The organism is Bacillus sp. B25(2016b), assembly GCF_001679765.1.
In the GTDB taxonomy this organism is placed as follows: Bacteria; Bacillota; Bacilli; order Bacillales; family Bacillaceae_G; genus Bacillus_A; species Bacillus_A thuringiensis_K.
Window position 1 is genome coordinate 3,114,578 of record NZ_CP016285.1, and the last position, 18,674, is coordinate 3,133,251.

The window sequence follows — 18,674 nt, forward strand, 5'->3', positions numbered from 1 at the left end:
CCGCTGTTTCTCTGATAGATGTCCCGTGTTCATTCATATAATAAAGTACATCTAGTTTATACTGGGCTGGGTAGAATGTATAGCACTTTTCAAAGGCCTTTTCACCTGAAGACTCATATCGTCTAATCCACTCACGAAGTACGCTAGGGTTAACTCCTATAGATTTAGCAATTGTTTTTCCACTTTCTGTACCATCTAAATATCGTTTCACCGCTTGGATTTTTTCTTTTGAAGAAAATTTAGCCATAAAAAATGCACCTCCAATTGTTAGACTGTGTCTAACAATTGGGGTGCACTTCACTGCCTGGAAGGTGGCTGTTTGTCGGCAAGTTGATAGAATGACTAAAAAAGGACAAACTCTCCAATGTGAGAAGTTTGTCCAAAAAGTTTTTCATGTTAACTATTTTTACACTAATACGAATAATAATGAATTAGAATAATGACTTAATACTTGCTAAGACAGTAAGTACACCTACAATAATAACAAATACGTTGCTCATTTTCCCTTTGTATTTAGCTAGTACTGGCACTTTTTGAATCGCATACATCGGTAATAGACATAAGATAGCAGCAACTAAAGGACCGCTTAGAGAATCAATAAGTCCAAGAATACTTGGATTTGTATAAGCAACAAACCAGCATGATAATACAACAAAAGTAAGGATTACTGTCTTAATTGTTTTTTCTTCAATATCTTTTCCACGTGATTTACCAAACTTAATAATCATGTCACGCATTACTTCAAATGCTCCGATATAATGGCCAAGGAAAGACTTTGTAATAGCCACAAAAGCAATAATTGGAGCTGCAATAGTGATTACAGGCGAATTAAGCTCATTAGCAAGATATGAAAGAATTGATAAGTTTTGTTCTTTTGCCATTTTTATATCATCTGGAGTCAAGCTCAATGCGCTACTCCAAACGAAGAACATAACAACAGCGAATGTCATGATATAACAAACCTTTTGTATTTGCGCACATTTAGCATCAGTGGCTTCGATTCCATACGTAGCTCTCTGTTTCACAACAAATGATGAAATCATAGGTGAATGATTAAATGAGAATACGATGATTGGTAGAATCATCAATATCGTCCCAAAATAGCCTGTTCCTGTTGAAGCAGTTGAAACAGCTGAAAAACTAAGCATTGACGTATTCCACTGTGGAATTAAAGATATTGCGATAAAAAGTAGAGAAACTATGAAAGGATACACTAACATACTCATTACCTTTACAGTAATATCTTGACCAAAATTCAGTATAGCGATAAGACCAAGAACTAATACAAGTGATAAAATAGCTCTTGGAGGTTCTGGCATGTGCAATTGATGCACGATAAAACTACTTGCAGTGTTTGTAAGCGCAACCGAATACATTAGCACGATTGTATAAATTGAACCGAAATATACGATGTTAAAAATGATACTCGCTTTATTTCCGAAATACTCTCTAATTGTACCTGTGATCCCCTCATCAGCAGAATTAGAAGCGTATATCATTTTAGCAAGCGCCCTATGTGAGTAGTACATAACTGGATATGCAAGTAATGTAATTAGTAGTAAAGATAATAAACCACCTGAACCTGCATTAATCGGTAAAAAGAGCACCCCTGCTCCAATTGCAGTTCCAAATAGACTCAGTGCCCATGTAGTATCCTGCTTATGCCACTTTTTCGGATCTGCATATTGCTCATTTTTTAGTGCGGTATTTTCAGCTTGAACTTCTATTTTCTTTGCAGTATTCCCGTTCATATAATAACTCCCCCTTGTATCTATTCCTGCATCTCTCTTTGCATCTAACAAATATTCCCTTTCTGGAAAATGAATTCCTTACAAGTTGCCCCACATTGTATGTCCTTCATCATAATGAATCCAAATTGAAACATTCACTAATTAGCGTCCTAATATAATTGTTAGCGTTCACAAAAAAGTTTACTCGTAATATCCGCTCTTTATATAAAGACCCCTTAAGAGAACAATATAGAATAGACTTCATAAATACGTTGCAACATTTCTAATAACAGTGTATTACTTTAATGGTTTCTCTTTTTTACTTTTAACAGTAATTTTAGCTAAACCGGCCTCTCTTAATTTGCGAGGCATTTCTTTCTCAATTCTATACATTACCTTCATAACTTCGGTAGCACTGATGATATTGCTTACACAAGCCACTGAAGCACATTACATACATTTCGCCTCTAATCACACACCTTTCTTACTAAGAATCGCATTTTTTATATTTTCTCCAGAGATAATAAAATTTCTCTCGACGCCCTCATTATAACGTGTATATTTATAAAATTAATATTTTTATATTTTCAGAAATATTAAAGTGGAATAATTTTATACAGATAATATTTTACAGTTAGCATGTAGCCATTGTTTTTATAGCTTAAAGCTGAATTAGTTAGTAAAAAAATACAATAATACATTATCTTTCTAGGTGATTTATTATAAAGATACTTATATCCACTTTTATCAAAAAATTTTATTTTAAACATAAAAGATATTGTAATAAATAATTAATGTAGGTAAAAAGAAAAAAACCAAAAATACATAAACCAAATTTCAGGATATATATTATCAATATTGAATTCATATACAATTTAAAAAGCTACACTGAGCAAAAAACAAAAAAGCTGCCCCATATGGACAGCTCATTTACATAATTATCGTTATCAGGAATACACAAACAAATCAATTCAATATCATCTTAATTGTAATTTGTTCGGCTCTTCTTCAGGAATATCTCTATGTTTGTAATGAATCGTTTTTACATCGTTTCCCTTTATGCGAAAAGTAATTGCGTCCTCTCCATAAGGCGGATTGTGTGGACCCTCAAAAGTTTAAATTTTAAAATCCCTCATTAACTAGCTCTTTTATCGAGTTTAATTTTGAAGAAAGCTCGATAAACCATTCTTCATCCCCTGTTAATAATGCAAGATCTATAAGATAAAGGATTTGTTCCTTATTTATTACCTTTGATTCAGGGAGTTTGTTAACGTGTTTACTAAAGAGTAAAATCGCTTCGTTTATTGTGTACTTGCCGTCACGTTTCACAATACTAACTGTAACTATATCCTCCACATCATCAAGTGATACAATATAACCAACTATTAATTCACCTTCATTTGATATTCCACGAACCCAATCTCCTACTTTTAAAACATGATTATTATTTGACATCATACCGTTTCACCTTCTTATAAATATTTTTTGTGACGATAAAAAAGATATAAAAACAAATTATACTGTAATATTTTTCATTACATTTAAGTGTTAAGAACTCACGGCTATATAATAATTAAGCCCCCTTAACGCTCTTGATTGATAAGGTCAACAACTTCTTTCATTGTATAATTCTTTAAGTATTCACCTAGATGTTCTTCAGCACCTAAGAAAATAGCGAAAAGAACTTTTCGCATGTTCGAACCTACAACACACTGATTGTTTGATTCCGGACACTTCGGCTGCAAAGCACCTTCAGAGGTTATCTGATAAATATGCCAAAGATTAATTTCATCTAAATCGCGAGCGAAAATAAAACCTCCACCAGTTCCCTCTTTCGATTGTATAAATTTATGTTTTTTTAACAAACTTAGCACTTTACGAATACGTACTGGATGTACACCTGCACTTTCTGAAATAGCATTACTTGTTGACATCCGGTCTGGCTGTAAAGCTAAATAAGTTAAACTGTGAATGGCCAAGGTAAAGTCGCTGTTCATGATTTTCCTCCTACGATTCAAAATATTGTTTTTCATATATTAACATACTGTAGCCATAAATATTACAGATAGGTTAGAACGTTAAAACATATAGAATACTTCTTGCCATAAAAAATTAATTCTCTTATATTCTATCCGGTCCCACCTATATCTGATAACTTCATTTAGCTTTTTAAGTTGAAAATAAAATTAAACACTCCACTGTTTCTTCACTTGTTCTTCTGCCAACTGTTCAATTTTTGTCCAAATCGTATCTTTACTCACAATAACATTTGTTTGATAATTTCTATCATTATAATTAACTGTAACACATACTTCAATCATCTTCTGCTTCCTCCTTTCAAAAAACTTTTTCTAAAAAATACTACTTATTAATTGGCCAATTTTTGCAATTCAATGTTCAAAAACGTTCGAACGCTACGTGGTAAAAATTTACGAATTTCTTCCTCATTAAAACCAATCTGCAATCTTTTCTCGTCCAGCATAATTGGGCGACGTAACATTAGTGGATGCTCAATTATTAATGTATAAAATTCATTGAGCGAGAGCTCCTCAATATTTATATTTAAGTCCTGAAAAGTTTTCGATCTAGTTGAAATAATTTCAGTAGCCCCCTCTTCAGTTAAACGAAGAATTGATTTAAGCTCATCAACTGTCATAGAATTTGATACGATGTTTTTTTCAATATAATCAATTTGATGCTCTTCAAGCCATGCTTTCGCTTTTCGGCATGAGGCACAGCTTGCTGTTGTATATAGAATTACCATATTTAACTCACTCCTTTAATGTTATGAAACGTACATTTTAAACATCGTTTATTGAAATGTATTAAAAAAAATTACAGTTTAGAATCAAATACAAGCAATATTATTTATTCGAGAATATTTAATTTATCTACATTTTACAGACGATAACAACTCACTTCTAAAAACTATACTGTAATTTTAAACTTTACAGTTCTATAAATCAAATGTTAAGTCTTGGATTCATTCTATTAACGTATAATAGGAGCAGTTGAGACAATACTTGCCTCAACCGATTTTTATATCTCTTTATAATTTTTTGCAGTAATGACTGTTTCAAACTCAAAGGTTTCGGGTAGATGATCTGCATAAGAATATTCAAAAGTTCGTCCATCCGTTAAATAAGCTACTTGTTCAACTCGTATTAGGAAATCCTGATTTGTTAAGTTCATAAACTGCTTTTCCCTATCATCTGGGCGAATTCCTTTAACCCTGACAACAGATGTCCCTACTTCAAGACCAAGTTTATTTTGAATATGTGAGTATATCGACTCCTCTAAAACAGAAGCCTCAACACCTGGGATAACCGAAATTGGCATCCATGTATGCTCCATAATCGTCGGAATGCTGTGAATGATGCGGAGGCGAATGATTTTATAGACGAAATCACCGATTGAAACTCCCAATTTCTCAGCAACTACTTCATCAGCCCCAACAATCGCAAACTCGATAATTTTACTTTCTACCTCACTGCCGTATACAGCTTTCGTACCCGTTAAAGTTTGAATCATTCGTGCCTTTTCCTGTTGACGCCAATCTTGCACCACTGTTCCACTTCCGCGCCGGCGGATAATGTAGCCATCTCTAACTAATAGATCCAGCGCTTTCTTAATAGTAAGGGCTGAAACACCAAATTCTTCAGCAAGGACGGGGCTACTCGGAATTTTTTCGTTGATTTTATATTCACCGTCTAAAATTTGCTGTTTAATCTTTTGATAAATGCCGAGGTATTTTACTTGTGTTGATCCGCTTGCCATTTCCATACCTCCTTTATACTGCAAACTCTCTTCTATTCATTCAAATGTAAAGCCTCAAGTTTGTAAACTGAAGGTGATGGGGCAGCAAATCCATTTTCTAAGATTTCAATATTCGTTACCACTTCTTCGTCTTTCACAAGTTTTGGTGCTCCATTTATAATTGTTTCATACGCGGCATCATAGAAACGACCGTAATCACCAAGTGGCGTTTTAATTTGTTTTTCAATCCAGTCACCATTTGCATTACGATACTTAGCAACTCCATAGTACATCGGTGAATCTTCACCAAACCCTGCACTCTCAGGCATAATCCCCGCTTTCAAATCATTTTCCTGCTGATCTTCACCGTATTTAATAAATGATCCATTTGTTCCATGGACGATAAAGCGTGGATAATCTTTTGCTACGACATGGTTTGTTTTCAGCTTAATCTTCAACTGATTTCCGTAATGTAAACCAACATCGAAATAGTTATCAACCGCACCTTCCATTTCATTATTACGAATATCGTATGTCACCGTATCTGGACGGCCGAATAGTGAAATCATGCGGTCCATCGTATGAATACCTAAACTATAAAATGAACCTTCTTCTTTTGGAGCTTCATGAGTGATTGAACCAGGACGGAAATAATCAATATGTGATTCAATCTCAATAATATCACCAAGGAATCCTTGTTCAACTACTTGCTTCACAGCTAAAAAATCACCATCAAAACGGCGGTTTTGATAAGGCATAACTACTACACCTTTTTCTCGTCCTAAAGCTAATAATTCTTTCGCATGTTCCACTGTATCGCAAAATGGTTTTTCAACGATAACTGATTTTCCAGCAAGTATAACTTTTTTCGCTAATTCGTAATGCGTATGTGCTGGCGTACAGACCGTCACCACTTGAATTTCTTTGTCATTCAACAATTCATCTAAATCAGTAGTGAAGTAAACACCTTTTTCCTCATATGGAGCCGCTAATTTTTCATTTATTTGCCGTACAAAAATCGTTTTTATTTTTATATTATTACGTGTGTTTACATAAGGTAAGTGATAGCGGTTAGCTGACTTTCCAAATCCAATAAAGCCCATTGTTAATGTCATATTTTTCAACTTCCTTGCTCATAAATTTTCGTTTCTATATTTATTATATAATTTAATCATTAAAAGTATATAGTTTTAACTTTATAATTATATATTAAATAAAAAATCCACGATAAAATTCATTCTCACTATAAGTTATGGACCTATAAAGTGAAACTTTAATCAGTGGGGCGGTTTATCCCCTACTGATTATTTACCCGTAAATACCGGGATGAAAAGGAGCGTAATGAACATGGTATATACTACTATATCTATGCAAATTTTTGGATCACCTGAACAAGTATGGCAATTAATCGGAGGTTTCAACTCCCTTCCAGACTGGTTACCTTATATACCTAGTAGTAAATTAACTGAAGGCGGTCGTGTACGTCATCTAGCTAATCCAGAGGGTGAAACAATTATAGAACGCTTAGAAGTATTCAATGATAAGGAACGCTACTACATGTATTCAATCATGAATGCACCGTTCCCGGTCACTAATTATTTATCTACAATCCAAGTTAAAGAAGGTACTGAAAGTAACACATCATTAGTAGAGTGGTCTGGTACGTTCACTCCTGTTGAGGTTAGTGTTGAAGAGGCAATAAATCTGTTTCATGGTATCTACAGCGATGGACTGAAAGCATTGCAGCAAGCATTTCTAGATTAATTCATGTAATTGATTGAGACGAGAAAGTTAATTAACAGTCAAATATTCGATTTTGTGGTTAAATTCATTATGAAAGATAAACAAATACAAATTTCATGCACTCTTGTTAATTACACGAAATAAAAAATACTACCTCCAAATGGAAGGTAGTATTTTTATTAATCCGGAAAAACAATTAATCCCTCTTCTTTTTCCTCCTGTTTTAAATCTTCTTCTGGGAAGTTTACAGTTGAATTTTTATCCCCGGTTCGTTTTGTTTCTTCACCTGGAAATACGAAAGTTGAATTTTCTTTTCCTTCATTTTTTTCTACGTTATCTGGAAATACCATAGGATCATTGGTAGTCAAATCACTATGAAATCCAAGGTTAGACAAAATCGCTTTTAAATCTGGTAAAACCCCTATTTTATCAGATGATGGGTTATTAGACTTTGTGCCTGTATTAGGATTACTTAAAATTGCTCTCAATTCTTTTGGTGTATATGCCTTACCTAAATGTTCTTTAGCAATCCCTTGAATTGATACAGCAGCCCCAGCAATTATAGGCGAAGCGCTAGAAGTACCACGGAAGTTAGAAGTATAACGATTCATTATATTCTGCTCTGTAACTTTTTGTCCTTTACTATTTTGATTTTGATATGTATCTAATGTATCAACATACTCTCCCCAACCATATACATCAATTCTACTACCATAGTTAGAGAAACCTAAACGTTTATGAGGAACTCTTGCAGTAGATGCTCCAACTATAATAGCTCCTGAATCTTTAAAGTCTGGACTATTTCGATTTAAAATCTGTTTACCATTACGGTCTTTAAATTCATCTAAATCAATCCCACCATTACCAGCTGCTTCTACAATAATAATGCCTTTATCTGTACCTTTGCGAATTGCGTTAAATATACTCGGGTATACTTCTACTGGTAAAGGGTCATCTCCATATCCATCATATTTAAAGGATTCTTCTATTAATAAAACATCTCCAGCCTGTAAAGAATCTACGGCACTTAAAATAGCATCTCTTACATCGATTCTCCCATTATCTCGAATCACTGAAATTACTTTTGCCTTTGCTTTTGGTGCAATCCCAATGTTCCCAATCCCATTGTCAGCTGCAGAAACAACACCTAGAACTGAAGTACCGTGAGAAAGATCATTACTCATTTTTCCAGACATAAATTCAATATTTTGACCGACTAAATCTTCATGATTTAATAACCAGCCTTCTTCCAAATCTACAAAGGTTGCTCCTTGACCATCTCCTCCTTTAATTCCCCAAGCATAAGGAGCATTAATTCCTAAAGGTGCCTCTTCAAGATATCCCTGTCTCGAAAATCTAGGATCATCATAAGGATTCACTGATAATACAGGCAATCTCGAGCTAGGCGTTGTGTTTATACTCTTATTAGAACGAACTTGTATTTTACTAGAATCGATATTAGCAGCATGTACTGTATTTGTTACAAATGTCGTACCTACTCCAGCAAAAGTTGTAATTGCAAGTGATGATATCAACATACCTTTAAAATTTTTCATCTTTCCACCTCTAGTTTTCTATTAGAATTAACATATTTAATAATGTGTATGAACCGAAATACTTTTTATCTTATTATAAAAATTAATAGATTTTTATAACTTTTTAATTTACATAAAAACTCCTTTCATTCTTGTAATTCAATGTGTATATTTCAAAATAACAAACTTACTGTAACCATTACAGTTACAAATTTGTTGATTTTCAACTACGAAATATAAATTTTAAAAAATAAATTTATATTACTTTAAAACAGCATTAGCCTTTTACGCACATAAAAAAGCAAAATATCTGTCCAAATTACAGCGATCAATAAGTTTATGGACTGCGAAAGAAATACGAAAAAGCAAAGCACTAAGTGCTTTGCTCCTTATAAAATTCCTTTTAACTTTTCACCAATTAACCTCGCTACATACTCATAGCCTTCTGGTCCAAAGTGTAATCCATCTTTTTCATCATTTTCTACAAATCTTTTATAATCCCGTTCTTGAATCATTTCAGCGAATACGTTTAGAAAATAACTTCCTGTTTCCCTCGCCACTTTCTCCACCACGTCTGCATACTGACCCAGCACTCTATTTGTTCTATTACGCTGTCTTTCTTCATCAACTGGTGCAGGACTAATCAGTAGTACTTTATCTGATGAAATATGGTTCACAATCTTCTCTAAGTTTTCTTTATATGCTTGTAATGACACTTGAGAAAAAGAAACTGCATCATTCGTACCAAGAAAAACTGTTACGAAATCTGGTTTATATGATATTACATCTTCTTCAATCCTATTTAACGCATCGAATGTATTATCCCCTGGAACACCTGCATTCACTACTTTCCATTTCGGAAACATCTCTTGCAAACGTGGTGTTAATCTCGGCATTCCATCAAAAAATGTTTCATCAGCTGTAATACTATCTCCAAAACATACTAACGTTTTCATTAAGCTACTCTCCTTTTACGTATGAAACAACTTTCCTTCTATTGCTTTTATATATCTTTCAGCAGAACGTTCAACTGCCCCATTTGCATTTTCTTTTACTACTCGATGAAAAGCGTTGTATAAACGATTAAACTGTAACGGCTTCACTCGGTTCACCATTTCTTCCACTTTTCTCGCTGGTAATGGAATTAAGTTTGGATAGCTGTACATAAAGCTTACCCACTTCTCATCTGCTACGACTTGAATAATATCACCTGTTAACAAAATCCCTTTTCCATCATTACCTTCTTCCCAATGCAATACAGAACCACCACTAAAATGTCCTCCAAGACGATGTACAGTAATCCCATCCGCTAATTGTAAAGACTCACCAGACCAATAAATAATACGACTACTTGGGCGCATCACCCATTCTTTATCATCTTCATGTATATAAATTGGTACATCAAATGTCTCTGCCCATTCTACTTGCGTTGAATAATAATGAGGATGAGACAATGCAATTGCATCTAATCCACCAAGCTCTTTTATTTTCGCAATTGTCGTTTCATCTAAATACGTAATGCAGTCCCATAGTAAACGATATGACTCTGTTTTCACTATAAATGCCGTTTGACCGATCGCAAATCCTGGTTTTGTCGTAATACTATAAAGTCCATTTTCCTCTTTGATTATTTCATTTTTATATGTATCATCTGTTTGCAAATTTTCTAAAGTCGTCCAAGACTGCCCTTTCGGATTCACATACTGCCTTTCTTCATCACAAATATGACAACTCACCGGTTCATCTACACTCGCTGCATACTGCACACCGCACGTTGTACAAACGAAATTTTTCATAATAATTTCCCCTATCCCTATATTTTTATTAAGCTGATTTTTGTTGATAATGATCTACTTTTTTATTTTCAATTAATAAACTTATAAAAGTAAGTAAATAGACAACTGTAACCAATAATGGCATTACAGTAAATCCTTTTTCGCTTCTGCAACATTCATCTCACTATCTCCCCCAAAATATTTGTACTATAAAGTCACCTCAACCTCACCCATCCAATAACGCCAAGCTTCTAAATAATCTTCTAAATCTTTCGGGTGGTGCCGTAAACATGTATCTATACGCAAATATAATCCTATGACTATTTCTTCATATAAATCACGGTCTTTTTTATGAAATACACATTGTTTCATCGCATAATCGATTGTTTCTTTTGTTAAATCTTCCGGGGTTGAACAGAACGAATAAATTAAATAATATATAGGATCTCCTAACAATGGTAAAGGATCAATTACACCATGCAGCTCATTCTCTTTAAATATAAAGTTATGAAATCCAAGATCACCATGTAATAAAAACGGCTGATTTATTCCAGCGTCCCTATTTGCTAACTTAAGAACCGTTCTATACTCTTCTTCACTTATGTAACATCTTACATTTTCATGAGCTTCTATCACATTTGTTGTTAAAAATTCATTCCAAGATTGAACCGGATTTTCTTTCCATCCCCAGTCATCAACCTCTGTAGCTACTTCATACTTATTGATAACTTTCTTTACAAGTTTACAAAGAACACTCCGTTTATGGCCTAGTTTGCAAGAAGTTGTGCCCTCAAGGAATGAGTAAACAATATAGCGATTTAAAGGTTCCTTATATAAAAGCTTTGGAAATAATTCGTCCTTTTTATAAAACTGAAGAAAATAAGCTTCTTCACGTATGACATCCGATTCATTCAACTTTATAACGTATTGTTCATCTAACAAATATATAGTACTTGTCGTTCCCCCGTTTAATGCTTTTACGCTATTTGGATAATGTGAAACAACTTTTTCCTTAACTAGTTGTGCAGTGATTATTGAAGTGTCCATTCTCTCACCCTTCAACTCCGAATATTCCCTTAATTCAAAAGACAACTTTACTATTATTTGACAAACATAAGGGAATTCCCCCTAAAAATCTTAATATAACAAAAAATAATTTTATTTCATTGCAACTGCTTCCTTCAATATTCCATTATATAGTTCATTCCATTTATGGTAATGCGATGTGATTTCTTCACTCCAAATGATCTTCATTTAATCTAGTAATTTCTATTGAATTATCTCTTTCTTTTAACTTATGAGCCAAACTTTCTACACCAAACACTTCTGTAAACGTATGACTGCCTACAATTAAATTAATTCCTTTAAATTTCGCATGTTGAACTGTATATAATGTTTTTTCACCGGTTATGTACGTGTCACACCCTTTCTCTAATGCACGCTCAATCAAATTTGTGTTGTTTCCTGCACCGGTTAAAATCGCAATCTGTTTTACTGGTTTATCGTGATTTCTCCAGCTCTTCACTTTCTCATCCATTTTTTCTTCAAGTTTTCCAACTAAGTTTGAAAAAGGAATCGCTTCTTTATATTCTCCTATTCCCGGTAGTTCTTCTTCCTCATAGGTTGAATATTCCAGTATTGTATCTATCCCAATTTCGTTAAATAACGATGTACACGTGCCAAACTTTACAAAATCTAACGGCAAATGAATCCAAAAATGATTCATTTCATATTGCTTCAATTTCTCAATACAAGCCTCTTCCATACCAAATAAAAAACTCCACGGCGCATGATGTGTAACTATCATATCGACTCCATTTCGATACGCTTCTTCAATAGTTTCTAACGTTAAATTTGTTGTGTAACCGATTTTGTGAAACTCTTCTTTACTTATATAAGTAAAACCATATTCATCATCGCCATATTTATGAAGATGCTCTCCAAATAGTGATGTTATATGTTCTTTAAACTGCTTTATATTCATTTTTATTTCTCCTTTCATTTACTTTTATATTTCATAAATAAGGAAATACTAAATTACAACGTTACATACATATAGGAGGACAATATGAAACCTGAATTTTTAAAAGCTGTACATGATGCAATCGGAAATGTCGAACACATTCATATAGAGGAAAGCGGTGCTGACAGCTTACTTATTCATCATGATGATGCACAGCAGTTACAACAAGTTGCTAAGGCGTTAGAAAATAATAATTTCCGCTCCGCTTTAAGAACAACTGGAAATGCTTCGTACATTGAAGTATTGAACAGATAATGAAAGTCCGGATGTATTCCGGGCTTTCTTTTTTATCGCGCTATTCACCGAGCAGTAAGACCCCCACTGATTAAAGTTTCACTTTATATCGAAATTTCAAGCTCTTTTACATACACCGCTGTTCCAGCAATATCTATTTGTAACTTTTCGTTTTCTATCCCTTTCGTTACATAAACAGTTACACGACCATCTTTATTTATTTCCTGTCCTTGCTCAACGATTAAACCCAATTCATGTTCAAAATCTTTCTCTAAATACTCCGCATAATACGCTCCCATTACACCTGAAGCTGTTCCTGTCACTGGATCTTCAATCGTCCCAGCGTAAGCTGATGAAAAATGACGGCCGTGCATTTGTGCTAGTTCATCATAAGTTTCTAGACAAATGGGGTGAATAGAAGCATTAGGTATTTCTTTTAATACTGATGGAAATGCAGCATTATTAGGTGTCATTCTCTCACATGCATTAAGATTTTTAATCGGTACAATTACAGTCCAATTACCAGTACTTCCATATACAATCGGTAAACTTACATCTAAATCATTTACTTCTAAACCGATACTTTGAGCTAATTCTTCTTTTGAACCTGTAAATTCTTTAAACTGAGGTGCTGCCTGCCTCATTTTAATAAAGGTTTCTCCATTTTCATTTACACCTATTTGTATCGGTAAAATCCTAGCCTTCGTTTCAATCGTAAGGTTACTTTTCTCTTCTAATAAACCTTTTTCGCGCAAGGCAAATATCGTCCCTACTGTCCCATGACCACATAAATCCATTTCAAAACCAGGTGTAAAATAGCGCATTCTTATATCTCCTACTTCTGAGGAAAGAACAAAAGTTGTTTCGTTATATCCAACTTTTTCAGCAATAATTTGCATTTCCTCTTCCGTTAACCCATCTGCTTCTAATACAATACCTGCTGGATTTCCCTTATTTGGTTTATTCGTAAATGCGTCGTAATGAAATACGTTTATAGTCTTCATTTTCTTTTCTCCTAACCTTCTTTAAAGATTTTATAATAAAGCTCTATCTTCGTTTTCAACGAACAATTATTTCTCCAAAATATCCTCTGCATCTTTTCATTTGAAGTATGTGTGCTTCCAATGTAATAAGTAGCCCCCATTTCCTTTAACATATGCAACGATTGAAGATGCATATGGGAAGCAATTCCTTTCCCGCGATAATAAGGCATTACCCCAAAATAAAATAATCGTCCTTCACTTTCTGTTCCAGTTTCTATATGCGGTATGGACATACCAATCGGCTCATTTTTATCATAAAAAACAATACATGACTTTTCCCAGCCCGTACCTAACTCTGTTTGCACTGAATAAAAATGCTCATCGATAGTTAAAATTGAAGTTTGATTCCCTGAACCCGACATACATTGTTCCCAAATATATTTAAATTCTTTTTCCGCTAACGTTCCTTCTGCTATTGATCGATATGTATATTGTCTTTCAGGTCCTTCTACATTGTTCAATTCTCTACATACTTCTATCTTTGCGGCATACAAAGAAAAAACGGCATCAAGTAACACTCTCACACTTGAGTTATAACTACTAAACCTTTTGTTTAATACAATACTCGCTCTTTTTAACTCCCAATTAAAACAAACTTCTTCAAATCTACTTATCTTTTCTTTATAAGTTTGTACATCATAAAGAACATTCTCTTCTATCTCTTCAATCGTTACTGCATTTGGTAAGCCATTTAATACTTTTTTAGAAGGACCAAATAGATTCTGAATGATTGCAAGATCGTATATCACCACTTCAATTCCCCCACACCAGGCTTAATAAACTTTCCTGAAATATCCTCATTTGAATCTATTACCCAATCATATATATTTTTTGCTCCTTCAGCCGGAGTCATATTCGCATCAAAGGCACCAATATCAGTTTTTAATTTTCCTGAGTGAATGGCAGTTACACGAATTCCTTTATTCTCAAACTCTTGTTGTAAGCAGAGTGTTAACATATTTTGTGCAGCTTTAGCAATTCGATATGAATATGAGAACTGGCCTTGCGGAAACTTTTTGTTCGCCATTTTATGTAATGATCCTAATCGAGAGGACACATTTATTATTCTCGGATGATTCGATTTAGCCAACGCCACATATGTACCTTTTACAGCCCGAATTACACCTAAGCAATGAATATTAAATAAGTTCGTTAACTCTTCTGAATTTGTATGTAAAATCTCAGTCTCCTTCCCAGTAATGCCAGCGTTATTTATAACTAGATCAACATACTCTGTATATTCCTCAAGCTGCTTCTTAATTTGCTCCGTACTCTCATCAGCCGATAAGTCTGCCATTATAGGAAAACATCTACCACTAAATATTTGCTTCAATTGCGTTACCGCAACCTCAGTTCTAACTAATGGATAAACGATATGCCCATTTTCATAAGATACTTTTACTAACTGTAATCCTAACCCGCGGCTGCCACCTGTAATAAACACTCTCATATATTCATCTCCTTATTTTTATAATAAATAAGAAAATCCATCCACTTACCATTCTCTAATGAAAACGCCTCTCTCTTGCATTCAAATGAAAAGCCTGCTCTTTCCGCAAGACGCACTGATGGCTCATTATCAACACATATATGTAATTCGATTCTATGAAAATCAAGGCTACTAAAAAATAACGGTAACGCAGCTTTCACACTTTCAACACCATATCCATTTCTCCAATATTGATTATGTATCGAGTATCCCATCATCACCCATTGATAGTCCATACGTAAAATTTTTATTAGCTCTAGCTTTCCAATTTAGCTCCGTCTTCTTTACGAAAAATGCCTAATACATACATCTCATCTCTATGTGCTGCTTCATCAAAACCTCTTACCCATTCCGTGAACCATGCTTTTGTTGATGATGCCAGAACTTGATAGCAATCGTCATATTTATACTGCGATGGCAGTCTCTTGTTAAATCCATCTAACCAACTTTCATAATCACCTTTTTGAAATGGACGAATAATGAGTCTATCCGTCTCTACTTCTAATAACGGTAGCTTCATTTAATTTCATCCCTCGAATTATTAATTGAATATTCTTTATCATCTTACACAAAATACAAAATCTAGTAAATTATTATGTTTTTGATACATAAAAACCCAGTCATGCTTTATACATAACTGGGTTCTCCATCGTTTCATAATTTTCTATTTCACAAGAACTGCATCTCGTAATTCCCTCTTCAACACTTTTCCTAAAGCGTTTTTCGGCAACTCATCTATGAATACTACTTCTGGTATTTTATAACTTGCTAATTTCTCTTTGCAATACTGAAGAATACTTTCTTCTGTTAATGTTGTTTCGCTATCCTTCACAAGATAAGCTCTTGGAACCTCTCCCCAAAAGTCATCTGGAACTCCAACTACTGCAACTTCTAAAACACCATGTATTTCATGAATAACATCTTCTACCTGATCTGGATATACGTTATCACCACCGCGTATAATAACGTCTTTATATCTTCCCATAATATGCAGGAATCCATCATCATCTATCATGCCAGCATCACCCATGTTAAACCAGTTATCTTTTACTACCTTCTTTGTCGCCTTTTCATTATTCCAATATCCTTTAAACATGTATGGACTTTTCACATGAATCTCTCCAACTTCATTTGTTGTTAGTTCATGTCCTGTTTCCGGATGAACAATTTTCACCTCTACATTTTTCAAGGTCTTTCCTACAGAAGACATCTTTTCTTTTCCCATCATTGGATGCCATGAGGTTACAACCCAACCTTCTGTACTACCATAGCCTTGCACCATATATATGCCTTTTTCCATATATTTTTGAATGAGTGTTTCTGGCACTTTTGTACCACCGCTTTGTGCTACTTTAAAGGTTGAAATGTTACGTTCTTTTTTATGTAGTTCATCAAGCATGTAGCTATAAACGGCTGGGAAAGCAAGCATCGTAGTAATTTTCTCTTCTTCAATCTTATCCCAAATAAGAGCAGGATTCGAATCAGCTAAGAAGATCATCGTAACGCCATGATAAATACAATTTAAAATAGAAAGCACGCCACTCATATGAAACAATGGATGCACAGATAAAAAGCGTTCACCTGCTGGGATTTCTCTTTGTCCCGCAATTTCAGCAAAATAATGATGTAAGTTTTTATGTCCAATTACACATGCTTTCGCCTGTCCAGTCGTTCCTGATGTAAACAAGTAAATGGCATCGTCTTCTTCATGAACTTCTACGTTCGGTTCTGTCGTTGGCTGTTTTTGCAACTCTAATTCAAATGAACCAAAGCCTTCTTTTGTCGTTTGAATTACATAAGGAATTTCTTTAACAGCATCAACCTTTAATAACACTTCACTAAATTCTTCATCAATAACTAACACTTTTAATTTCGCTTCTTTTACAATCGTTTCTAATTCATAAACAGTCAGCTGATGATTTAGCGGAATAAATACCGCTCCAATTTTTAAACTTGCCATCATAACGCTTGGAAATGGGTGATTATTTTTGCATAGTATTCCTATACGATCTCCTCTTTGCACACCATTATGTAACAAATAATGTGCAAACTGATTTACTCGTTCATTATATTGCTGAAACGAATATCTTTTCTTCCCCCCTACAAGCGCTTCCAAATTTGGTGATTGCATTGCTCTCTTTTGTAATAATTGTCGCATCGTTCTCAAGTAAAACTCCCCTTTATATATGTTAGGTTTTTTATTTTACCAGATTAACTATTAATTTACTAAAGATTACACTTAGTGAATATAAGAAGAATATAAAATAGCCATTTACTTTACAAGTAAATGGCTATTTCCCATTATATATTAGAATACTTCTTGTTCATCACATATTGCACATACTCAGGTGCACTTTTATCAATCTCTTCATCACTTAGTTTATATTCTGCACCATATAAATAAAAGGAAGGTATAAATTCCATACCTGTGTATAAGCATGTAGCTTGGAATGGTTTCGTCAACTCATCCATTGTAATTCCACTATTTTCATAGTCTTTTTCTAATCCACCTATAGAAATAGCTACACCAAATTCTTTCCCCTTCACTTTATCTCCTTTAGATCCGTACGCAAATCCATATGTTAATACATCATCGAACCATTTTTTTAATAATGGTGGTGAGCTGTACCAGTAAAGCGGAAATTGAAATATATATCTGTCATGTTCTACTAATAACTTTTGCTCTTCTTCAATATTAAACTCCCAATTCGGTGCCACTTTATACAATTCATGCACCGTAATTTCATCCGAATATTTCTCAAGTTCTTCAATCCATCTTTTATTAATTTTTGATTTTTCAATATCAGGATGTGCTACAATTACAAGTGTTTTCATCTTTTTTCATCCCCTTTATAAATTATTCAACCCTTTACGTATTAGTATGAATGAGTCACATATAATTGAAAAGTACGTACTTTAAAGTGCTATAGGAACCTTAAAGTACCTGTGGAGGTGTTATATGAATCAAAATGATGACTGCCCAATTGCAACTACACTCGATGTAATCGGTGGAAAATGGAAAGTTCATATTTTATGTGTCTTAATAGATGGAAAAATGCGAACAAATGAAATCCGACGAGAAATTCCAAACATTACGCAAAAAGTTCTTACACAACAACTTCGGCAACTTGAAGCTGATGGTATTATTCATCGTACTGCATATCAAGAAGTTCCACCAAAGGTTGAGTACACACTAAGTGAATACGGAAAATCTTTAATGCAAATTATGGATGAATTATGTGAATGGGGGAAAGATCATCAAATGAAAAGATTACATGACTAAAAAAACATTACCGTCTTTATTAAATATTCTACATTCATATTAGTAGTTCAATATTTCTACTGA

21 protein-coding genes and 3 pseudogenes are annotated in these 18,674 nt (G+C 33.9%); 3 read left to right on the forward strand and 21 right to left on the reverse strand.

The window, feature by feature from the left end:
- The 9 genes and pseudogenes from BAQ53_RS15855 to BAQ53_RS15895 form a co-directional block, all read right to left on the reverse strand.
- The coding region (locus BAQ53_RS15855) for a transposase (RefSeq protein WP_208905495.1) at nucleotides 1-247 on the reverse strand (247 nt) is incomplete at its 3' end.
- A 184-nt stretch (nucleotides 248-431) separates the two neighbouring features.
- Nucleotides 432-1,751 (reverse strand): aromatic amino acid transport family protein, encoded by a 1,320-nt coding sequence (locus tag BAQ53_RS15860; protein ID WP_001014169.1) that lies wholly within the window; start codon nucleotides 1,749-1,751, stop codon nucleotides 432-434.
- A gap of 956 nt (nucleotides 1,752-2,707) precedes the next feature.
- Nucleotides 2,708-2,845, reverse strand: a pseudogene (locus BAQ53_RS15865) (DUF3888 domain-containing protein); the annotation flags it as partial.
- Nucleotides 2,846-2,852: 7 nt separating this feature from the next.
- Nucleotides 2,853-3,188, reverse strand: a complete 336-nt coding sequence (locus BAQ53_RS15870; protein ID WP_000987461.1) for an IDEAL domain-containing protein — start codon at nucleotides 3,186-3,188, stop codon at nucleotides 2,853-2,855.
- Between the two features lie 125 nt (nucleotides 3,189-3,313).
- On the reverse strand, nucleotides 3,314-3,727 hold the full coding sequence (gene saiR, locus BAQ53_RS15875) for an Rrf2-family transcriptional regulator SaiR (protein ID WP_001083465.1): 414 nt from the start codon (nucleotides 3,725-3,727) through the stop codon (nucleotides 3,314-3,316).
- A gap of 189 nt (nucleotides 3,728-3,916) precedes the next feature.
- On the reverse strand, nucleotides 3,917-4,051 hold the full coding sequence (locus BAQ53_RS15880) for a BA3454 family stress response protein (RefSeq protein WP_000573530.1): 135 nt from the start codon (nucleotides 4,049-4,051) through the stop codon (nucleotides 3,917-3,919).
- Nucleotides 4,052-4,098: 47 nt separating this feature from the next.
- The gene (gene spxA / locus BAQ53_RS15885) at nucleotides 4,099-4,494 is read right to left on the reverse strand and encodes a transcriptional regulator SpxA (protein ID WP_000236190.1); all 396 of its coding nucleotides are present in this window, start codon (nucleotides 4,492-4,494) and stop codon (nucleotides 4,099-4,101) included.
- 275 nt (nucleotides 4,495-4,769) lie between these two features.
- The gene (locus tag BAQ53_RS15890; RefSeq protein WP_208905811.1) at nucleotides 4,770-5,507 is read right to left on the reverse strand and encodes a GntR family transcriptional regulator; all 738 of its coding nucleotides are present in this window, start codon (nucleotides 5,505-5,507) and stop codon (nucleotides 4,770-4,772) included.
- Between the two features lie 32 nt (nucleotides 5,508-5,539).
- Complete coding sequence (locus tag BAQ53_RS15895; protein ID WP_000176634.1) at nucleotides 5,540-6,601, reverse strand: oxidoreductase; 1,062 nt, start codon at nucleotides 6,599-6,601, stop codon at nucleotides 5,540-5,542.
- Between the two features lie 232 nt (nucleotides 6,602-6,833).
- On the opposite strand from BAQ53_RS15895, the gene BAQ53_RS15900 reads away from it, so the two are divergent.
- A complete protein-coding gene (locus BAQ53_RS15900) occupies nucleotides 6,834-7,250 on the forward strand; it encodes an SRPBCC family protein (RefSeq protein WP_208905813.1) in 417 nt (138 codons plus the stop codon).
- A 158-nt stretch (nucleotides 7,251-7,408) separates the two neighbouring features.
- Here BAQ53_RS15900 and BAQ53_RS15905 read toward each other — a convergent pair whose 3' ends face one another.
- The 6 genes and pseudogenes from BAQ53_RS15905 to BAQ53_RS15925 form a co-directional block, all read right to left on the reverse strand.
- Complete coding sequence (locus BAQ53_RS15905; RefSeq protein ID WP_208905819.1) at nucleotides 7,409-8,785, reverse strand: S8 family peptidase; 1,377 nt, start codon at nucleotides 8,783-8,785, stop codon at nucleotides 7,409-7,411.
- 368 nt (nucleotides 8,786-9,153) lie between these two features.
- Nucleotides 9,154-9,720, reverse strand: a complete 567-nt coding sequence (locus BAQ53_RS15910) for an SGNH/GDSL hydrolase family protein (protein WP_000855201.1) — start codon at nucleotides 9,718-9,720, stop codon at nucleotides 9,154-9,156.
- 15 nt (nucleotides 9,721-9,735) lie between these two features.
- Complete coding sequence (locus BAQ53_RS15915) at nucleotides 9,736-10,560, reverse strand: MBL fold metallo-hydrolase (protein WP_000788155.1); 825 nt, start codon at nucleotides 10,558-10,560, stop codon at nucleotides 9,736-9,738.
- A 28-nt stretch (nucleotides 10,561-10,588) separates the two neighbouring features.
- Nucleotides 10,589-10,705: pseudogene (locus BAQ53_RS26660) on the reverse strand (DUF7010 family protein); the annotation flags it as partial.
- Nucleotides 10,706-10,746: 41 nt separating this feature from the next.
- A complete protein-coding gene (locus tag BAQ53_RS15920) occupies nucleotides 10,747-11,586 on the reverse strand; it encodes an aminoglycoside phosphotransferase family protein (protein ID WP_208905821.1) in 840 nt (279 codons plus the stop codon).
- A gap of 187 nt (nucleotides 11,587-11,773) precedes the next feature.
- Nucleotides 11,774-12,523 carry a Nif3-like dinuclear metal center hexameric protein gene (locus tag BAQ53_RS15925; RefSeq protein WP_208905829.1) on the reverse strand — a complete coding sequence of 250 codons (750 nt, stop codon included), beginning with the start codon at nucleotides 12,521-12,523 and terminating at the stop codon, nucleotides 11,774-11,776.
- Nucleotides 12,524-12,607: 84 nt separating this feature from the next.
- Between BAQ53_RS15925 and BAQ53_RS15930 the strand changes: the two genes are divergently transcribed.
- Nucleotides 12,608-12,817 (forward strand): hypothetical protein, encoded by a 210-nt coding sequence (locus BAQ53_RS15930; protein WP_000801651.1) that lies wholly within the window; start codon nucleotides 12,608-12,610, stop codon nucleotides 12,815-12,817.
- A gap of 83 nt (nucleotides 12,818-12,900) precedes the next feature.
- Here BAQ53_RS15930 and BAQ53_RS15935 read toward each other — a convergent pair whose 3' ends face one another.
- From BAQ53_RS15935 to BAQ53_RS15960, 6 genes and pseudogenes are all read right to left on the reverse strand, one after another.
- On the reverse strand, nucleotides 12,901-13,800 hold the full coding sequence (locus tag BAQ53_RS15935; protein WP_208905837.1) for a PhzF family phenazine biosynthesis isomerase: 900 nt from the start codon (nucleotides 13,798-13,800) through the stop codon (nucleotides 12,901-12,903).
- An 11-nt stretch (nucleotides 13,801-13,811) separates the two neighbouring features.
- Nucleotides 13,812-14,588, reverse strand: a complete 777-nt coding sequence (locus BAQ53_RS15940; RefSeq protein WP_208906958.1) for a GNAT family N-acetyltransferase — start codon at nucleotides 14,586-14,588, stop codon at nucleotides 13,812-13,814.
- Nucleotides 14,585-15,289, reverse strand: a complete 705-nt coding sequence (locus tag BAQ53_RS15945) for an SDR family NAD(P)-dependent oxidoreductase (protein ID WP_208905839.1) — start codon at nucleotides 15,287-15,289, stop codon at nucleotides 14,585-14,587. Before BAQ53_RS15945 ends, BAQ53_RS15940 begins: the two co-directional genes overlap by 4 nt.
- A pseudogene (locus BAQ53_RS15950) lies at nucleotides 15,286-15,848 on the reverse strand (GNAT family N-acetyltransferase). The gene BAQ53_RS15945 and the pseudogene BAQ53_RS15950 overlap by 4 nt, the downstream one beginning before the upstream one ends.
- Nucleotides 15,849-15,992: 144 nt before the next feature.
- A complete protein-coding gene (locus BAQ53_RS15955) occupies nucleotides 15,993-17,486 on the reverse strand; it encodes a class I adenylate-forming enzyme family protein (protein ID WP_208906959.1) in 1,494 nt (497 codons plus the stop codon).
- Nucleotides 17,487-17,629: 143 nt separating this feature from the next.
- Entirely contained in the window at nucleotides 17,630-18,163 is a 534-nt protein-coding gene (locus BAQ53_RS15960; RefSeq protein WP_000855231.1) for an NAD(P)H-dependent oxidoreductase, read from the reverse strand.
- Between the two features lie 124 nt (nucleotides 18,164-18,287).
- Between BAQ53_RS15960 and BAQ53_RS15965 the strand changes: the two genes are divergently transcribed.
- On the forward strand, nucleotides 18,288-18,611 hold the full coding sequence (locus BAQ53_RS15965) for a winged helix-turn-helix transcriptional regulator (protein WP_001072961.1): 324 nt from the start codon (nucleotides 18,288-18,290) through the stop codon (nucleotides 18,609-18,611).
- Nucleotides 18,612-18,674 lie beyond the last annotated feature (63 nt).